The sequence below is a fragment of the Myxococcus stipitatus DSM 14675 genome (genome assembly GCF_000331735.1).
GTDB lineage: Bacteria > Myxococcota > Myxococcia > Myxococcales > Myxococcaceae > Myxococcus > Myxococcus stipitatus.
Window position 1 is genome coordinate 2,675,772 of the sequence record NC_020126.1, and the last position, 16,932, is coordinate 2,692,703.

General features: G+C 69.4%; 14 protein-coding genes. 4 read left to right on the forward strand and 10 right to left on the reverse strand.

The genetic code is table 11. From position 1 onward, the window contains the following. Positions 1-86: 86 nt before the first annotated feature. Positions 87-962, reverse strand: a complete 876-nt coding sequence (locus tag MYSTI_RS10360; protein WP_015347698.1) for an alpha/beta fold hydrolase — start codon at positions 960-962, stop codon at positions 87-89. Between the two features lie 233 nt (positions 963-1,195). Between MYSTI_RS10360 and MYSTI_RS10365 the strand changes: the two genes are divergently transcribed. Further along, positions 1,196-2,677 carry a lipoprotein gene (locus tag MYSTI_RS10365; RefSeq protein WP_015347699.1) on the forward strand — a complete coding sequence of 494 codons (1,482 nt, stop codon included), beginning with the start codon at positions 1,196-1,198 and terminating at the stop codon, positions 2,675-2,677. 187 nt (positions 2,678-2,864) lie between these two features. Then, the gene (locus MYSTI_RS10370) at positions 2,865-4,379 is read left to right on the forward strand and encodes a hypothetical protein (protein ID WP_015347700.1); all 1,515 of its coding nucleotides are present in this window, start codon (positions 2,865-2,867) and stop codon (positions 4,377-4,379) included. Between the two features lie 105 nt (positions 4,380-4,484). Here MYSTI_RS10370 and MYSTI_RS10375 read toward each other — a convergent pair whose 3' ends face one another. The 3 genes from MYSTI_RS10375 to MYSTI_RS10385 all read right to left on the reverse strand — a co-directional run bounded on the left by MYSTI_RS10375 (position 4,485) and on the right by MYSTI_RS10385 (position 6,468). After that, a complete protein-coding gene (locus MYSTI_RS10375) occupies positions 4,485-4,859 on the reverse strand; it encodes a hypothetical protein (protein ID WP_144370046.1) in 375 nt (124 codons plus the stop codon). 193 nt (positions 4,860-5,052) lie between these two features. After that, a complete protein-coding gene (locus MYSTI_RS10380; protein ID WP_015347702.1) occupies positions 5,053-6,105 on the reverse strand; it encodes a M12 family metallopeptidase in 1,053 nt (350 codons plus the stop codon). A gap of 24 nt (positions 6,106-6,129) precedes the next feature. Next, positions 6,130-6,468: a hypothetical protein gene (locus MYSTI_RS10385; protein ID WP_044279455.1), complete on the reverse strand. Its 339-nt coding sequence runs from the start codon at positions 6,466-6,468 to the stop codon at positions 6,130-6,132. A gap of 317 nt (positions 6,469-6,785) precedes the next feature. Between MYSTI_RS10385 and MYSTI_RS40640 the strand changes: the two genes are divergently transcribed. Next, entirely contained in the window at positions 6,786-9,470 is a 2,685-nt protein-coding gene (locus tag MYSTI_RS40640; protein ID WP_015347704.1) for a hypothetical protein, read from the forward strand. A gap of 98 nt (positions 9,471-9,568) precedes the next feature. Here MYSTI_RS40640 and MYSTI_RS10395 read toward each other — a convergent pair whose 3' ends face one another. After that, complete coding sequence (locus tag MYSTI_RS10395; RefSeq protein ID WP_338042090.1) at positions 9,569-10,585, reverse strand: AraC family transcriptional regulator; 1,017 nt, start codon at positions 10,583-10,585, stop codon at positions 9,569-9,571. Between MYSTI_RS10395 and MYSTI_RS10400 the strand changes: the two genes are divergently transcribed. Continuing rightward, on the forward strand, positions 10,584-11,672 hold the full coding sequence (locus MYSTI_RS10400; protein WP_044279457.1) for an alkene reductase: 1,089 nt from the start codon (positions 10,584-10,586) through the stop codon (positions 11,670-11,672). The two genes, MYSTI_RS10395 and MYSTI_RS10400, sit on opposite strands and share 2 nt — an antisense overlap. 183 nt (positions 11,673-11,855) lie before the next feature. Here the strand turns inward: MYSTI_RS10400 and MYSTI_RS10405 are convergent, their stop codons facing one another. Genes MYSTI_RS10405 through MYSTI_RS10425 form a run of 5 tightly spaced genes read right to left on the reverse strand, consistent with a single transcriptional unit; the run spans position 11,856 to position 16,833 of the window. Beyond that, on the reverse strand, positions 11,856-12,683 hold the full coding sequence (locus MYSTI_RS10405) for an inositol monophosphatase family protein (protein WP_015347707.1): 828 nt from the start codon (positions 12,681-12,683) through the stop codon (positions 11,856-11,858). A gap of 27 nt (positions 12,684-12,710) precedes the next feature. Beyond that, positions 12,711-13,268, reverse strand: a complete 558-nt coding sequence (locus MYSTI_RS10410; RefSeq protein ID WP_015347708.1) for a TlpA disulfide reductase family protein — start codon at positions 13,266-13,268, stop codon at positions 12,711-12,713. A 1-nt stretch (position 13,269) separates the two neighbouring features. Beyond that, positions 13,270-14,742, reverse strand: a complete 1,473-nt coding sequence (mpl, locus tag MYSTI_RS10415; protein ID WP_015347709.1) for a UDP-N-acetylmuramate:L-alanyl-gamma-D-glutamyl-meso-diaminopimelate ligase — start codon at positions 14,740-14,742, stop codon at positions 13,270-13,272. Then, on the reverse strand, positions 14,735-15,925 hold the full coding sequence (locus MYSTI_RS10420) for a serine hydrolase domain-containing protein (RefSeq protein WP_015347710.1): 1,191 nt from the start codon (positions 15,923-15,925) through the stop codon (positions 14,735-14,737). Before MYSTI_RS10420 ends, mpl begins: the two co-directional genes overlap by 8 nt. Next, on the reverse strand, positions 15,922-16,833 hold the full coding sequence (locus MYSTI_RS10425; protein ID WP_015347711.1) for a S66 peptidase family protein: 912 nt from the start codon (positions 16,831-16,833) through the stop codon (positions 15,922-15,924). Before MYSTI_RS10425 ends, MYSTI_RS10420 begins: the two co-directional genes overlap by 4 nt. Positions 16,834-16,932: the final 99 nt, after the last annotated feature.

Below are 16,932 nucleotides of genomic sequence, written 5' to 3' on the forward strand. Positions count from 1 at the left end.
GCTCGTGAAACATCGTGCGACATCCCCTCGCCTCCGCCTCACGGACCGTGTGTCCGGTCCGGGCGAAGGCGAGGGGCAGGACGGCGTTACTCCGCGGCGAACATGCCCTTCGGCGTGACGCCCTTGAGGAAGGGCTCGATGACGCCGATGAGCGCGTCCACCTGGGTGATGACCGCGGTGTGCGACGTCGCGGGCAGGATGGCCAGGCGCGAGGCGGACAGCGGCTTGCCCATGTCTCCCGCGCCGCCACCGCCGAGGAGCCGGAACATGGAGACGGTGTGCTCGAGGGTCGTGACATCGGCATCGCCGGCGATGATGAGCACCGGCGTCTTCAGCGCCTTCACCTGCTCACCCCACGCCATGGGCTCCTTCTCGATGGCGATGAGCTTGCGCGCCAGCTCCGGGAAGCCCTTCGGGTTGGCGGCGAGCTTCGGGTACTCCTTCGCGAACGGCATCTCGAGGAACATCTCCACCTTCATGTGCGGGATGAACTCCTTGAACTCGGGCTGCATGCCCTCCGCGTCGTAGGACACCGAGGCGGCGGCCAGCTTGTTCACCTTCTCCGGGTGGCGGATGGCGAGCTGCAGCGCGGCGGCGGCGCCCAGCGAATAGCCGAACACGTCCGCCTTCTTGAGGCCCACCGCGTCCATGAAGGCCGCGACGTCGTCCGCCAGGTTCGGGTAGGTGATGGGCCGGTCGATGTCGGTGGTGCGGCCATGGCCCTGGAACTCGAGCGCGTAGACCTGATGCGTCTTCGCCAGCTTGGGGATGATGGCGCCCATCGTCGGGATGTTCATGTAGGCGCCGTGCAGGACGATGAGCGGGGCGCCCTTGCCGGAGACTTCGTAATACATCTGCATGCCATTCACCGCGACGCGGGCCCCCTTCGGCTTGGACTGCGCATGGGCCAGGTTCGGGACGGCGGCGAGCAGGACGGCGACAGCGAGAATCGTGCGGAACATGGGGTCTCTCCTGTGGGCCTGTCGGCCCTTCGCTCAGGCGACGAATGAATTAAATGGAGATCGACACGACCCCTGTTTTTCCACCGGGAGTCACAGTGCTCCGTCGGCACGGCCCGGGCCCGGGGTGGGTTCGATACCGGACCTGCCCGCCTCGCGCGCCGTTGCCTGGGCCCTGGCCGGTACCCACCGTCGCCTCCCCTCCATCCGGGTGAGGGGAGAGGAGCGGCGAGGCGATGCGTGCGACAGGTGGGTATGCGCTGCTGTGTCTGGGATTGATGGGGTGCGGGACGCTCGCGGAGGACTTCGAGCCTCCACTCCGGGGGGAGGCGATGGCTTCCGCGAGCACCTCCCTGGAGTGCCCGCCCGGTGTGGCGCGGCGGGTGCGGGTGGTGGTGCCCCCTGGCACACCCGAGTCGCCCACGTTTCCGGTGGGGCCGGAGAGCCTCACGGACGTGGGGGGCGCGTTGTTCTTCACGGTCAACTTCCGCGATGGGCGCGGAGAGCTGTGGCGCAGTGACGGCTCGGAGGAGGGCACCCAGGTGGTGCGGGCCTTCCCCGTGAGCGCGCCCCTCTGGGGCCCGGGGCTGACGGAGCTGGTGGCCGTGGGGAACCGCGTCTTCTTCCAGGCGGCGCCCACGGAGACGGGCAATGAGCTGTGGGTGAGCGACGGGACTGGGGCGGGGACGCGGATGGTGAAGGACCTGATGCCAGGGCCCGGCAACTCGCGCCTGTCCCACCTCACGCACGTGGGGCCGGTCCTCACGTTCTTCCGCACCGTCACCGAGCCGACGCCGACGGGGCTGGAGCTCTGGGCGTCGAACGGGACGGAGGCGGGCACCGTGCGGTTGGCGAGCTTCGGCCCCGTCGCCGCGCTCGGCGCCCCGGTGCTGAAGGTGGGGAACGCGCTGCTCTTCTCGCTCTCGGAGCCGCGCGGCACCTTCCTGTGGAGGACGGATGGCACCGCCGCGGGGACGGTGCTCGTCAAGCGGCTGGATGCGGGCGAGGTCCGCATCGGTGAGGTGGGGAGCGCCGGGGCCGGTGGCCTGGGGCTGTTCACGCTCCTCGACACGGTGGGGACGGAGGTCTGGCGGACGGACGGCACGGCGGCGGGCACTGTGCGGCTGGAGACCTTCGGCCGGGCGATGCGGCTGCTCGGCGCGATGGGCACCTCCGTCATCCTCGCGGAAGAGGACGACGTCGGGCAGCGGCTGCACCTGCGCCGGGTGTCGCTCACCGGAGGAGGGAAGGCCTTCATCACCTCGCTCGACAACCCCTACGCGGGCCAGCCCGACGCCTATCCGTACCTCCAGCACATCGTCCCCACCCAGGAGTGGCTCTTCTTCTCCCTGGCCATCGGCTCGCCCGGGCCCTCGCCGAGAAGGGTCCGGCTGTGGGTGACGGACGGAACGGCCGCGGGCACACGCCAGCTCCCCGGCGAGCTCAGCACCTCCGATGAGTACTGGTCCCCCGTCGCCGCCACGGGACCCGGCTCCGTGTTCTTCGCAGGAGCGCAGCCCTCCAGGGGCGTCGAGCCGTGGGTGTCACATGGCTCGGCCGCGACGACCTGGCAGGTCGCGGATGCCAACCCCACCTCGGGCTCGTCGCCCGGCGGCTTCACCCGCATGGGGGCCCGCATCTTCTTCGGGGCGAGGGACGACACGGGCCGGCTCCAGCTCTGGGCGGTCCCCGCCGATGCCGTCTGCCCGCCGGGGTGAGGGGCGTCTCATGACGCAGTGAGTTGATGGGACTGCTCCCAGCAGCGCCGTGAGTCTTGGCCGGCGAGAATTCTCACGGCGCGACGCAACTGAAGGGCACTGAGTCGCGACAACCCAGTCATTCGATGAAGTGATGCCCGCTTCGCCTGAGGCATCGCTTCACCCCCCGAAAATCCGGAGCGATGACATGGGTCTGCTGCCGAAGCTGAAGCTCCCCGAAATCAAGTTGCCGAAGATCTCCCTCCCCGACCCCGTCGATGTCGCGAAGAAGGTCGTCGACAAGGGCGTGGACGTCGCCAAGAAGGGCGTGGAGGTCGCCAAGGATGGCTTCGAGGACGCCAAGGACGTGGGCAAGGCGGCCATCGACCTGACCGGCAAGGGCATCCAGGCGCAGGTGGACCTGCTCCAGGCCGGGGTGGACACGGCGAAGTCCGCGGTGAAGCAGGGCGGCAAGTTCCTGCTGGGCGCGGCCGAGGTGGCCATCGACGCGCAGAAGAAGACGCTGGACCTGGTCACGGACACCGTGGCGGACGGCGGCAAGGCGGCCTTCGAGGCGGTGAAGTTCGCGGCGAAGGAAGGCCTGAAGCTGGGCGACAAGCTCCAGAACAAGGTCCACGACGCGGCGCTGAGCGGCATCGACAAGGGCCTGGGGCTGGACCAGAAGATCAAGGACCTGGGCCCCGGCGACAGCATGAAGCTGAGCGGCAAGGTGGGCCTGGCGCTCGAGCTGGACGTCGACCTCAAGGGCGAGGTGGGCGTGCGCCGTGAGAAGGACGGCAGCTACGTCGTCTCCGCCGAGGCCGGCGCGGGTGTGGGCCTGGGGGCGGGTGCCAACGCGCACGTCACCGCGGGCGGCAAGGTGGAGTACAAGTTCAAGACCGCCGAGGACGCGAAGAAGGGCGCCCTCATCGTGGCGGGCGGGGCGGCCGCGGCGACGTCCCCGGTGCTGGCGCCGGCGCTGGCGCCTCGGCCGGACGAGCTGGCCTTCCTCCAGAAGAACCTCTCCTCCGTCGAGCTGAAGGCCGGCGTGGACGCGAGCGTGGATGCGTCCTTCGGTGTCGAGGGCGGCGTGGCGGGCCTCAAGGCCGGCGCGTCGGCGAGCGCCGCGGGCACGGCGAGCTACAAGCTCGAGTTCGAGAACGGCCAGCCGAAGAACCTGGTGCGTACGACGGCCGTGGAGCTGAGCGGCAAGGCGGGCGTGACGGCGAGCATGTTCAAGAACCTGGGCGCCGGCGACGACGCGGTGAAGGGCTTCAGCGGCATCGAGGGCGAAGTGACGGGCAAGCTCACCGTCGAGTCGCGGATTCCGCTCGACGCGGCGAAGGTCGGCGACATGGCGGCCTTCCTCGCCAGCCCCACCACGGCGGCCTTCGCGGGCCCCGCGCAGACCGCCCTGAAGGGCGAGCTGACGGGTGACGCGGGCCCGGTGGGCATCAAGGGCGACTTCGAGGTGGGCGGCCTGAGCGGTGACGAGGCCAAGTCCGTGCTCGGCAAGCTCGTCCAGGGCGACTTCGGCAACGCCTTCGACGGCGTGTCGGTGCAGGCCAAGGGCAGCTGGGGCACCTTCAAGGACAAGGACCTGAACCTCGGCGTGGACCTGAAGACGGGCGGCCTGGGCGTCGAAGTCTCGGCCAAGGGCAACCAGCGCGACTACACCGAGCAGGGTCAGTTCGGTGGCGGTGGCATCAAGGCGGCGGCTTGATGCAGGCGGGGGCCGCTTGATGCGGCCCTGACGGTCGACGGGAGCGCAGCCGGGACGCGTCCGGCTCGCTCCCGTTTTGTTTTCGTGGGGGGCTGCGCCGGGGGCCTACTTCAGCTTGCCAAGAAGGTCCTTGATGATGGCACCCGGGTCGCGCACAGGGGGCTTGTTGTCCGCCGCTTGCGCGACCTCCTTGGCCTTCTTGAGGACGGTCTTGATGGCATCCCCGAGCGTGCTGCGCTGGGGGCTGTTGCCCTGCCCGCGCGTGTTGCTGGTGTTCTTGGGGAATTTCGTCGCCGCGGGGCGCGGGAGATCCGCAGGAGGCTTGGCGGGCGTGAATGAACTCGAACCGGGGTGGCCTGTTGGCCTCGTGAAGGAAGGTGCGGGTTTCACGAGCCCGCCTGATGCGGGGCGGGTTGAGTTGCCAGGCTTGGGTAGGCTGGCGCGTGTACTGCCCGACTTGCCGACTGGCGAGGGAGCCATGTGCATCTCCGTGTGTGCGTGACCTCCTCATTACGAGTGGCGGCGCTCGCCGGTTACATGCGGCTCGGAGTTCCCGACGAAAGCCAGGGCTTGGTGGGATGGAAGACTTCGCCCATGCCTCACGTGTCCAGTTCGCCCGCTGGGTGCGCGAGGGGAAGGGCCGTGGAGCGGTCCCACGGCCCTTCAGCTCGAATCACATCAGCGGAGACAGCGTGGCGATGGGCGACACGATTCGCCGCGCGTAGTCCGCGGGCGTGAGCACCTTCACCGTGCCGGAGTACGAGTACATCCGGCCGCGGAAGTCCTGGTAGCTCAGCTGGAGCGGATACGTCCCCGCCTGGAGCGAGCCATTCAGGGTGCTTGTGCTGCTGACCGTGACGCCCGACAGGGTCCACTGGAACCAGGGCGCGGTGAAGCCGATGTCCGCGCCTCTCGCGGCCCAGGCGGACATGAGGGACAGCGACTCGGTGGTCTGGATGACCGTCCGTCCCCACAGCTCCGCCACAGGCGTGGGCTCCGGGTAGAGGATGTGCATCCCCAGGCGGTCCAGCGCGGACAGCCCTGCGTGGCCGTAGTTGCCGTTGATGCCACACGCGAGGAACCGGTAGTTCATCACCGAGTACCGGTCGTAGACGGTGAGGTGCGCGGTGCTGATGTCGCCTCCGAAGCCGCCGGAACCGCACGCCACCGCCGCGTCCGCGTCGTCACGCTCGTGCTCGTGGACCAGCCCGAGCGCGTGGCCGAACTCGTGGAGGGTGTGGTCCCTCCAGGGGACACCAAGCGCGTCGGCGTCGTCTCCCAGCTTCAGGTTGTAGCGGCAGCTCCGGTTCTCCGCGAGCGAGCCCGGGAAGTTCGACCAACTGGAGCCGCCGTCGTTCTCCCCCGTGTAGTTGCCATTCTCGTCGAGGAACATCCGGCAGCCCACGCCGGGCACCTGGCCGAAGGGGGACGTGTTGGTCCCCCAGAGGACGATGCGGATGTCTCCGCTGTGCCACTCCGTCCCGTTGGCGAGGACGACGGGCGCGGGGCACGTCCCCATGTACGTGAAGCGGATGTTGGCCGCGCGCTCGAAGTCCTCGATGTAGTCGAGCACCTGCTGCACGCGGTCAGGACGCGCGGTGAGCGCGTTCCCCACGAAGCAGACGCTGGGCGTAGTGTCGTGGGTGCCTCCGTTCCAGGCGGCTGCCTGGGCGGAGAAGCCTGTCAGCACGGAGGCCAGCAGGAGCAGCCCTTGTCGGGTCTTCATGTGTGACCTCGGGACCCGGGCGCGTCAGTACATCATCGCGTAGTTGAGGAGCCGGCAGTCATTCGACTGACAGCCGATGGACGTCCCCGCCGTGGAGGACGGGTTGTAGTCGATGGTCATCGAGCGCCCACCCACCAGCGCGGAGGTGAGCAGCGACAGCATCCGGTTGGTGTGCGCCGCGTCCGTCGTCGGCACCGCGAAGAACCAGATGCCCCCGGCCACGGAGGCCGAGCAGCGGACATGGATGCGATTGGTGAACACGCCGACCTGGGACGGCACGCACGTCGCGGTGTCCGCGAGCGCGGCTCCACTGGAGAGACACAGCGACAGGGCGAGGAAGGGCAGCAGTCGGGAAGGCTTCATCGAGGATTCCAGAAAAGGGAGACGCGAGATGCGTCGGCGCGCGACTGAGCACGGTGCATGCCAGCCGTCTTCCGGGAGCGTGTCGTCGGAGGAGGGCGGTTCCTCGGGAGCGGCTGCTCGTGCTTGCCGGCAAGTTCCGCCGTCCCCCGGCAGAAATTGCGACATTGGCCCCCGCCTTACGTATGCCTCGCGGGATGTGCGGTTTTCTTCGCGAGACTTCTCGTCTTCCAGGGCCATGAAGACACGGGTGAATCATCGCCTTGTCTCGAGGTCCGTGGGGGAGCAAGGATGTCTCCGCGGTTCTCGAGGGGGAGTCGATGCGCATTGTCGTGGCGGTGTTGCTGTGGGCATCCGTGGCGGGGGCGGTGCAGTGGTCCGACGAGTTTTCGGTGGAGTCCCCTCGATATGGTCAGGTGTTGGCCCATGTCGGGGCGGCACGCGTTGCGACCGGGGGCGGCGTCAAGCTCCTGGTCTGGAGTGACGAGCGGTGGGGGGCACGGTCCGGCCCCGACCCGGTGGGGCCGGGTATCTTTGCCACGCGGATTGATGCCGACGGCAAGGTGATGGACCCGGCCGGCATCCTGGTGTTCTCCGGTCCAGGTGATCGAAGCCCTCCCGCGGTGACCTGGGATGGCCAGCAGTTCCTCATCGTCTGGAGGGACTCGAGAGCGGGCCTTCAGGAGTCCATCTACGGCGCGAGGATGCGCGCCGATGGCACTGTCACCACACCGAAGGAGGGTTTTCTCATCTCCTCCTTTTCTCCGGCCACCGAGGGACGCATGGAGGCGCCACGGATTGCGACCTCCAGCGGCGTGAGCCTGGTCGTGTGGCAGCACGGTACGTCTGGCACCGACGACCTCGATATCCTTGGGGCCCGTGTTCGCGACGACGGCGTCAGCCTGGACCCAAGCCCGCGGGTGCTCGTCTCCGCCGCCGGTCCGCAGGTGCGCCCCGCCGTCGTTGGTGGCCCGCTCGGCTTCCTGGTGACCTGGGCGGATGGCCGCCGTCCCTCGCCGGGGAATTCTCCGTTGGACATCTACGCCGCGCGGGTCGCCCTCTCTGGCGAGGTGTTGGACCCCGAGCACATCCCTGTCAGCGTCGTCGATGCCAGCGCCCAGATGAATCCGCAGCCCCTCTTCGATGGGACGAACTATCAGGTGATGTGGCTCGATTCTCGAGACGCCACGAGCCATGGTGATGTCTTTGGGGGGCGGATCAGCCTCGAGGGCAAACCGCTGGATGGGACCGGGGTGCGCATCACGCCTGTCCACAGTGAAGTCATCTCCAGCTTCTCGGCGGCCTTTGATGGGACGCAGACCTGGGTTGTCTGGAACACCTTCGCCCTCCCGCCCTCCTCTGCGAGAAGCTCCATCCTCGGGGGACGTTTCGGCACGGATGGTGTGGTGAAGGACGCGGAGCCGATACCTCTCTTCACCGAGGAGTCGTCCGCTCAGCTGCAGGAGGTGCTTGTCGATGGGCGAGGGATGCGGGGGGTGTGGCTTCAAACCACGGACTTTCATGGCGTCAAGTCTGGGCGTTTCGAGATGGATGGCCGACGGATTGATGAGCAAGGCAGCTTCATCGCGCTGGGTGCCAACTCTCAAGGTCAGCCCAGGGTGGCCTCCACGGAAGGTTCCTCGCTCCTGGTATGGATTGACCAGATTGGGGGCGAACCTCTCAGCCGTGCCGAAGTTCGGGCCCAGCGACTGGACGCGCGGGGGCAGCCGACGGGCGTCGTGACTCATTTGTTCCCAGGGGAGCATCGAGACTTCCCTCGGATGACGGTAGGGGGCGGGAGCGGCGATTTCCTGGTGGCCTCGAGCCATCAGGGAGGCGCCCCTGAGCTCGCGACCCTCGAGGCCCAGCGACTGCGGTCCGACGGGACACTCATCGACGTACAGCCCCTCGGTCTCTCCAAGAGCGTGATTGTGAGCGATGCGTCTATCGCCAGAGCAGGGAAGGACTTCCTCGTGGTCTGGGCGGAGATGGCGGGTATCACAGGAGTCATGGTGCACGAGGACGGTTCGCTCTCGAGCCGCATTCCTTTCCCCAAGGTCAGCACCGGCTCGCTCTTGCAGCTCCAGCCGCAGGTGGCTTTCAATGGCACCCACTTCCTGGTGGTGTGGACCGAGTCCTTCGAGGGTATCGCGGATGTTCGAGCCGCCCGGGTGAGCCCGACCGGGCAACTGGTGGATGTCGCAGCCCGAGTCGTCGCCAGAACAGACATGCAGAACATCAACCCGAACGTGGCGGCCCAGCCCCACGGCGACTTCCTGGTCACCTGGACGGACTATTCCGGCGGTGCCGCGAAGCCTGTCATCCGCGCCTCGCGCATGGGGGCCGACGGCACCCTGAAGGACCCAGGAGGGAAGCAGCTCTCCGCGGGTGACGTGGAGCAGCGCGGAGCTTCGCGACCGATGTTCGATGGCTCGGCCTTCACCGTCGTCTGGACGGAGGGAACGGGGCTCTTCCTGGGCGCCAGGCTGGCGCGTGTGTCACTCGATGGCGTGGTGGTGACTCCCACGCCCGTGGACGTCGGGGCGGGCGATGACCACGTGTGGATGGTGGATCTCGCCCTGCTCGCCCCGCACAAGGTGGTTGTCGTCTATCCGCGCTTCGACGCGGTGCCAGGGCTGTACACGTACCGGGCTCATGGGCGTGTGGCGACCTTGTCCGAGGTCGCGCCCGATGCGGGGCAGGACGCGGGAACGGGAGGAGGCACGGACGCGGGCCAGGACGCGGGAATGGGAGGTGGCGCGGACTCGGGCCAGGACGCGGGAATGGGAGGCGGCGCGGACGCGGGCACGGACGGTGGGGCCGATGCTGGCGGCGACGCGGGCACGGATTCCGGCGGTGACGGTGGCTCACAGCCAGATGGCGGCGGTGTGTCCCAGGAGCGGCCCGGAGAGTCTGGTTGCGGATGCTCGGCGGCGGGCACGCCCCTCTGGGGAGTCTTGCCCTGGGTGCTGATGCTGCTGTGGCGCCGCTCGCGGGTGGAATAGAGCCGCGCTCCCAGCCTCTCTCCGGCAAGTCCAGCCAATGTGTGCGGAAGGGCTGGACCTGGCTGGCCGCGACGCGAGGATGCCCCAGGGCATCCGCCTCACTGCGTCGCGGCGCGCCGGCGGTGCTCACGCCGGTAGACGCCGGGGCTGCTCCCCTCCCAGCGCTTGAAGGCTCGATTGAATGAGGCTTCGCTCTGGTAGCCGATGACCGTCGCGAGTTCGGTCAACGGCGTCTCGCTCTCCCGGAGGAGCTGGGCGGCCTTCGTCATCCGCCACCGCGCGAGGTACTCCAGGGGCGGCTTTCCGACGAGCGAGGTGAAGCGGGCCGCGAAGCCGGAGCGAGAGAGGGCGACGGCCGACGCGAGGCTCTCGACGGTCCACGGCTCGGCGGGGCGTTCATGGATGAGCGCGAGCGCCTTTCCAATCCGTGGGTCCGCGAGCGCACCGAGCCCCGGCTCGTGGTCCTGGCTGGATTCGAGGTGGAGGCGCAGGGCCTGCACGAGCAGGATGTCCGCGAGCCGGCTCATGATGACGGTCGCCCCCGGGCTGGGCGAGGTGCTCTCGGTGATGATCAACTGCGCCGCCGCCGCGAGGGATGGCGCCTCCGCGGTGACGTGGACGAGTCGAGGGAGCCGCTCGAACAGCAGCGCGTGCGGCGCGGCGCCTGGCCGGAAGGAGCCGGCGACCACGCAGGTGCGTTCTCCGTGGCCGCCGAGGTGTATCGGCCCCAAGCCCAGGGCGCTCTGGCATTCGTCGTGTTCGAGCAGGTGGAGCGGGCTGCCTTCCGCGTCGCGGAGGGTGTGGCTGACGCCTTGGGGGAGCACGGCCAGGTCTCCGCTCGAGAGGGTGATTGGGGCCGGGAGTCCCTCGACGTCCAGGCGCGCGCTTCCATGCGCGAGGAGGATGAGGTGCGCGCAGGCCTGCTCACAGAACTGGAGGCCCCAGGGCGCGGACAACTCGAGGCGGCCATACATGAGGGTCGACAGACGCATCGAGTCCAGCACATCGGCGAGGACATCCGGGCCGTGTGTCTCACGTGGCCCTGGACGCCCTGCCAATTCTTTTGGACGGGATGACATGGTGTGTCCATAGCGGCCTTGGCATTCCCTGGCCATGTCAAACACATCGATGCTGTTGTCTCCCTTTCGTGTCGGCCGGCTCGAGCTGAAGAACCGGATGGTGATGGCGCCCATGACGCGCGGCAGGGCGCTCGTCGCGGGCAACGTGCCCAATCCCCTGGCGCCGACCTACTACGCACAGCGGGCCTCCGCCGGGCTCCTCATCACCGAGGCGACCCAGGTCAGTCCTCAAGGCGTGGGGTACATCCGCACGCCGGGCCTGCACTCGCCGGAACAGGTCGCGGGATGGAGGAGGGTGACGGAGGCGGTCCACGACGCGGGCGGGGTCATCTTCGCGCAGTTGTGGCACGTGGGCCGTGTCTCGCATCCGGACTTCCACGAGGGGCGCCTGCCCGTGGCGCCGTCGGCCATCGGATACGAGGGGGAGGTCTTCACGTTCCAGGGGAAGAAGCGTGTCGTGACGCCGAGGGCGCTGGAGACCCAGGAGCTTCCCGGCATCGTCGAGCAGTTCCGGCGAGCGGCGGAGAACGCCAAGGACGCGGGCTTCGATGGTGTCGAGGTTCACGGCAGCAATGGCTACCTGCTGGACCAGTTCCTGCGGGATGGCTCGAACCAGCGCACGGATGCGTATGGTGGGAGCATCGAGAACCGGGCGCGCTTCCCGCTGGAAGTGGCGCGCGCGGTGGTGGAGGTCTGGGGCGCGGAGCGGGTGGGGTATCGGCTCCTGCCGCAGTCCTTCCCTTATTCGGGCGTGATGGACTCCACGCCGGTCGAGACGTTCACCTATATGGCGCGAGCGCTGAATCGGTTGGGGCTGGGCTACCTGCACGTCACCGAGTCCGTGTCGGGCCCGGGAACTCCGAGCCCGGAGAAACGCATCTCCCCGAAGCTGCGCGAGGTGTTCCAGGGCACGTTCCTGGTCAACGGCGGCTACGACGCGAGGACCGGGGAATCGGCCTTGGTGAAGGGAGAGGCGGACCTCGTGGCGTACGGCGTGCCGTTCCTCTCGAACCCGGACCTGCCCGAGCGCTTCCGGCGACAGGCCCCGCTCAACCCCGCCGACGCCTCCACTTTTTTCACGGGCGACGAGAAGGGCTACGCGGACTACCCGGCGCTGGGTTGAGTCGGCGCACTCGGGATGCATCGCGGGAGGGCGTGCCGCCTGAAGCAGCGCGTCGACGAGTCCAGGGGGATGCCTGGGCGGGCGTGGGCTTGCTCACCGGTGGCGCGCTGAAGCAGCGCATCGGCGAGTCCGGAGCGAAGTCAGGAATGTGTGGGCTTGCTCACGGATCGACGCCGGTCGGCATCACGCGCGCGGCGTCCAGCCCATCTCGTCGATGAAGCTCTTGGCTTCGGAGAGCAGCACCGGGGCGAGCGCGGGCGCGGAGGCGATGACATCCCCGCGCATCACGTTGAAGGGCGCACCGGTGACGTGGCGGATGACACCTCCGGCCTCCTCCACCAGCAGCGCACCGGCGGCGATGTCCCACGGCTTGAGGCCGAACTCGAAGAAGCCATCGAACCGGCCCGCGGCCACATAGGCCAGGTCCATGGCGGCGCTGCCCGTGCGGCGCATGCCCTGGGCTCGCAGGACGAAGCGGGTGAAGAGGCCCACGGGGCCCTCGGGGCGCTCTCGCACGTCGTACGGAAAGCCCGTGCACAGGAGCGCCTGGTTCAGCGAGGCGACGCTGCTGGCTCGCAGCGGCCGGCCATTGAGCGTGGCGCCTTCTCCCTTCGCGGCTGAGAAGAGCTCGTCGAGCATCGGGTCATACACCGCCCCCGCGAGCATTCCGTCCGGGCCCTCCACCGCGACGCTGACGCAGAAGTGCGGCACGCGGTGGGCGTAGTTCGTCGTGCCGTCGAGCGGGTCCACCAGCCAGCGCAGTCCATCCGTGCCCGCGCTGGCGCCGCTCTCCTCGGCGAGGATGGCGTGCGTGGGGTGGCGCTCGCGGATGAACGCGAGCAGCGCCTCCTCCGAGGCCCGGTCCGCGTCCGTCACCAGGTCGATGCCGCCCTTGAGCTCGATGATGCGCTCGCCCAGGAAGCGGTCGGCGAGGATGCGCCCAGCCAGTCGGGCTCCCTCCTCCGCGGTGCGGCGCAGGGCGGCGGGAGTCTCGAGGGCTTTGGCAACCATGATGACGTGCCTCCTGAAGCGTGCGAGCTACGGCGCCGGCTCGGCCAGCAGCGCCTCGATTTCCGACTGGTACTTGGTGAGGAAGTCCTCACCGAATCCCTCATGGACGAAGCGCACCACGCCGCGCTTGTCGATGAGATACATCGTGGGCATCCCGCGAACCTTGAGCGTGCGCTCGGCCACCTGGGCGTTCTGGTCCAGGAGGATGGGCAGCGAGACCTTCACCTCCTTCAAGAACGGCGCGACGGCCCTCGGGTCTTCGTCCACATTGAGCGCGTAGACCTTGAGGCCCCGGCTCGCATACTCGCGGCCCAGGTTCTCGTAGAAGGGCAGCGCGTCCCGGCAGGGCTCACACCACGTGGCCCACACGTCGAGCAGCACCACGCTGCCCCGGTCGCTCGTCAGGTCATACGGCTCGCCGCCCGGGTAGCGCGTCACCTGGAAGGACAGCGGCTCCGAGCGACCCGCCGCGCCCTCGGGCGCCCCAGGGCCACCCGGCTTGTCCGTCGTGAGCGGCGGCATCTTGGAGCGGGCACAGCCCGTGAGCGACAGGGCACCGATGAGGACCGGGAGCAGGAGGCGCATGTCAGGCAGTCTCCCCCGCGCGAGCCCTCAGCGCCACGAGCAGCTTCTCGATGAAGCCGCCAAACGCGCCGTTGCTCATCACGAGCAGGATGTCTCCCGCGCGTGACTCGCGAGCGACCAGGTCCACGAGGGACTGCACGTCGGTGGAGCCCTCGGCCGCGATGCCCTGGGCCTGGAGGTCCTTCACCAGCCGAGGCACGTCGAGCTCCTCGCCGACGGGCACCTTGTCATGCCGCTCCGGCACCTTGAGGCTCGCGCGGGCCGCGCCGGTGAAGGCGTGGGCGTAGTCCTCCTGGTGGATGTTGCGACGGCTGGTGTTGGAGCGGGGCTCGAAGATGGCCCACAGCCGGCGCTCGGGGTAGCGGTGGTGGATGGCGGCGATGGTCTCTCGCACCGCCGTGGGGTGGTGCGCGAAGTCGTCCACCACCAGGATTCCACTCGGCTCGCCGCGCGGCTCCTGCCGGCGCTTCACGCCTTGGAATGTCGACAGGCCCTTGGCGATTTCGTCGAACGTCAATCCCAGCCCGCGCGCGGCGGCGATGACGGACAGCGCGTTCTCCACGTTGTGCAGCCCGCCCATGGGCAGCACCACCGTGCCGAGCACCTGGCCCTTCTCCACCACCTGGAAGCGCGCACCCTCGGCGCCGAAGGACACGTCGCGAGGGACGTAGTCCGCGTCCGCGCCTTCCTTCGCGATGTACGTGATGACTCGGCCCTGGCAGCCCTCGCGCGCGAGCTTCACGGCGTTGGGGTACGCGGCGCAGACGATGAGCTGCCCGTCCTGGGGGATGAGCCGGACGAACTTCTGGAACGTGGCCTCGTAGTGGGGCAGGTCCTTGAAGATGTCCGCGTGGTCGAACTCCACGCTCGTGAGGATGGCCGTGCGCGGGCGGTAGTGGAGGAACTTGGAGCCCTTGTCCCAGTAGGCCGTGTCGTACTCGTCGCCCTCGACGACGAAGTGCGCGCCCTTCCCCACGCGGTAGTTGCCCGCGTAGTTCTGGGTGACGCCGCCCACGAGGAACGACGGGTCCTTGCCCGCCTCGACGAGGACGTGCGCCATCATCGACGACGTCGTCGTCTTGCCGTGGGTGCCGGCGACGACGACGGAGTGGGCTCGCTCCAGGAAGAGGGAGCCCAGGGCCGCGGGGAAGCTCATCTGCTTGAGGCCGCGCTCGCGGGCGGCGGTGGCCTCGGGGTTCACGCGGCGGATGACGTTGCCGATGATGACGAGGTCCGGCTTCGCGGCGTCCAGGTTCTCCGGCCGGTACGGCGACGACGCGGGGATGCCCCACGCCTCGAGCATGTCGCTCATGGGCGGGTAGACATTCTCGTCGCTGCCGGTGACTTCGTAGCCCGCGGCCTTGAGCATGCCGGCGAAGGAGCCCATGCCCGTGCCTGCCACGCCCACCAGGTGGACGCGGCGCACGCTGCCGGGTTCGAGGGTGTCGAGGACGTTGCCGTTGTCGTCAGCCATGTGTTCCCTGCGAGGTAGCGGTGAGGCCGAGCGCCTCCACGACGAAGTCATGGAAGACGGGCCGGAAGTCGCGGATGCGCACCTCTTGGCGTCCGAGCGCCACGCGGTTGGTGACCAGCGCCACCACCAGCGAGCGGCGCAGGTCCACCCAGAGGCTCGTTCCGGTGAAGCCCAGGTGCCCGACGGCGCCCGGAGGGGAGTCGCCCAGGAAGCGGCCCGCGCTGGAGCCGACCTTCGAGGGGGAGTCGAAGCCCATGGAGCGGGTGCTGCCCTCCACGAGCGGGTCCGTGGCGAGCACGCGGTGCCAGAGCGGCCCGGGCGCGAGCGCGGAGTGCTTGCCGGAGCAGCCCTCCAGGATGGCTTGTCCGAAGCGGGCCACGTCCACCGCGGTGCCGAAGAGGCCCGCGTGTCCGGCGACGCCGTCCATCACCCAGGCGTTGTCGTCATCGACTTCACCCAGGCGCGTGGGCTGGGTGGGCACGTTGCTCCACAGGGTCTCCTGGCCGGGCGCGGGCTCGCGGGGACGCGTGGCGCCGGTGGGGGCGGGGAGGGCGTCGGCGGGGAAGTCGGTGAGGCGGTGGAAGCGGGCGGTGAGGTCGAGCGGCTCGGCGACGTGGCGCGAGAAGAGCGTGTCGAGCGGGGCGTTGGCGGCGCGGGAGAGAATCTCACCGAGGAGGATGAAGCCCACGTCGCTGTACGCCGAGCGGGTGCGCGGTGGGGCGGCGAGTGGGGTGTGGGCCGCCGCCTGGATGACCTCGTCGCGGACCCGGGCGCGGGTGGCCGAGGGGCAGGTGGCGTCGAGCAACTCGGGGTGCTGGGTGAGGGCCTGGGCGAAGAAGGGGACGAAGGGGGGCAGGCCGGAGCGGTGGTAGAGCAGGTCCGCGACGGTGGCGCCCGCGTCGCCCACGGGGGTGTTCGGGAAGAAGCGGGACACGAGGGTATCGGGTCCGACCTTTCCCTCGGTCCACAGGCGGAGGAACAGGGCCGTCGTGCTGAGGACCTTGGTGAGCGACGCGAGGTCGAAGCGCGTGTCGCCCCTGACGTTGCCGGCGACGCCGCCGAAGACCTGGACGCCCCGGTGGAGGACGACGGCCTGGGCGGCGGGGAAGACGTCGATGTTCACGGCTTCGTCGAGGAGCGTCTGGAGGACGGCGACGGGGTGCTGCTCTGGAGGAATGCTCATGGGCGCACGGCCCCTTCGAGGAAGGTGAGGCGGGCGGAGTCCGCGTCGAGGCGGACCTGGGTGCCCAGGGCGACGGGGTAGTTGAGGGTGCCGTGGCCGATGGGGAAGCCCGCGGCGCAGGGGAGGCCCTCCTCGCGAGCGAGGTCCAGGAGGACGTCGGCGCTGGAGTAGGCGGCGTCGCGCTCCTCGCAGGAGGTGAAGTCGCCGAGGACGATGCCGCGCACGCGCGAGAAGACGCCCGCGAGGCGCAGCTGGGTCCACATGCGGTCGAGGCGGTAGGGGCGCTCGGTGACGTCCTCGAGGAGGAGGACGGCGCCGTCGAGGGGCGGCAGGTACGGGGTGCCGAGGAGGCACGCGAGGACGGAGAGGTTGCCGCCGACGAGGTGGCCCTCCGCGGAGCCGGGGACGTAGGTGGCGGAGCCCGTCAGGGGGGGAGGGGCCTCGGGGGATTCGAGGAGGCGGAAGAAGTACTCGCGGACCTCGGGGGGCTGCTTGCCGAGCTGGGTGAGGACGGGGCCGTGGATGGAGACGCGGCCGAGGGCCTGGAGGGCGCCGTGGACGGAGGTGAGGTCGGAGAAGCCGGTGAAGAGGCTGGGGGCGGCGTCGGCGAGGGGGAGGTGGGGGAGGAGCCGGGCGCTGCCGTAGCCGCCGCGGGCGCAGAAGGTGGCGCGGGCGGAGGTGTCTGTGAGGGCGTGGGCGAGCTCTTCGGCGCGGCGGGAGTCGTCACCGGCGAGGTAGCGGTGGGCGGCGAAGAGGTCGGGGCGGTGGGTGGGGGTGTAGCGCTCCGCGATGAGGGCCAGGCCGGCTTCGAAGGTGGGGCGGTCGAAGGGGCCAGCGGGGGCGACGACGTGGACGGTGTCGCGGGGGCGGAGGGGGAGGGGCTTGAGCCAACGCACGGGGCGCTTCATAGCACCGGCGATGGGGAGGTCCTTGGGATTCGCGCCGGGACGGACGGGGGCGTGTTGAGTACCTCCGTCCGTCTTCACGCGGACAGTGCGGCTGGCGGG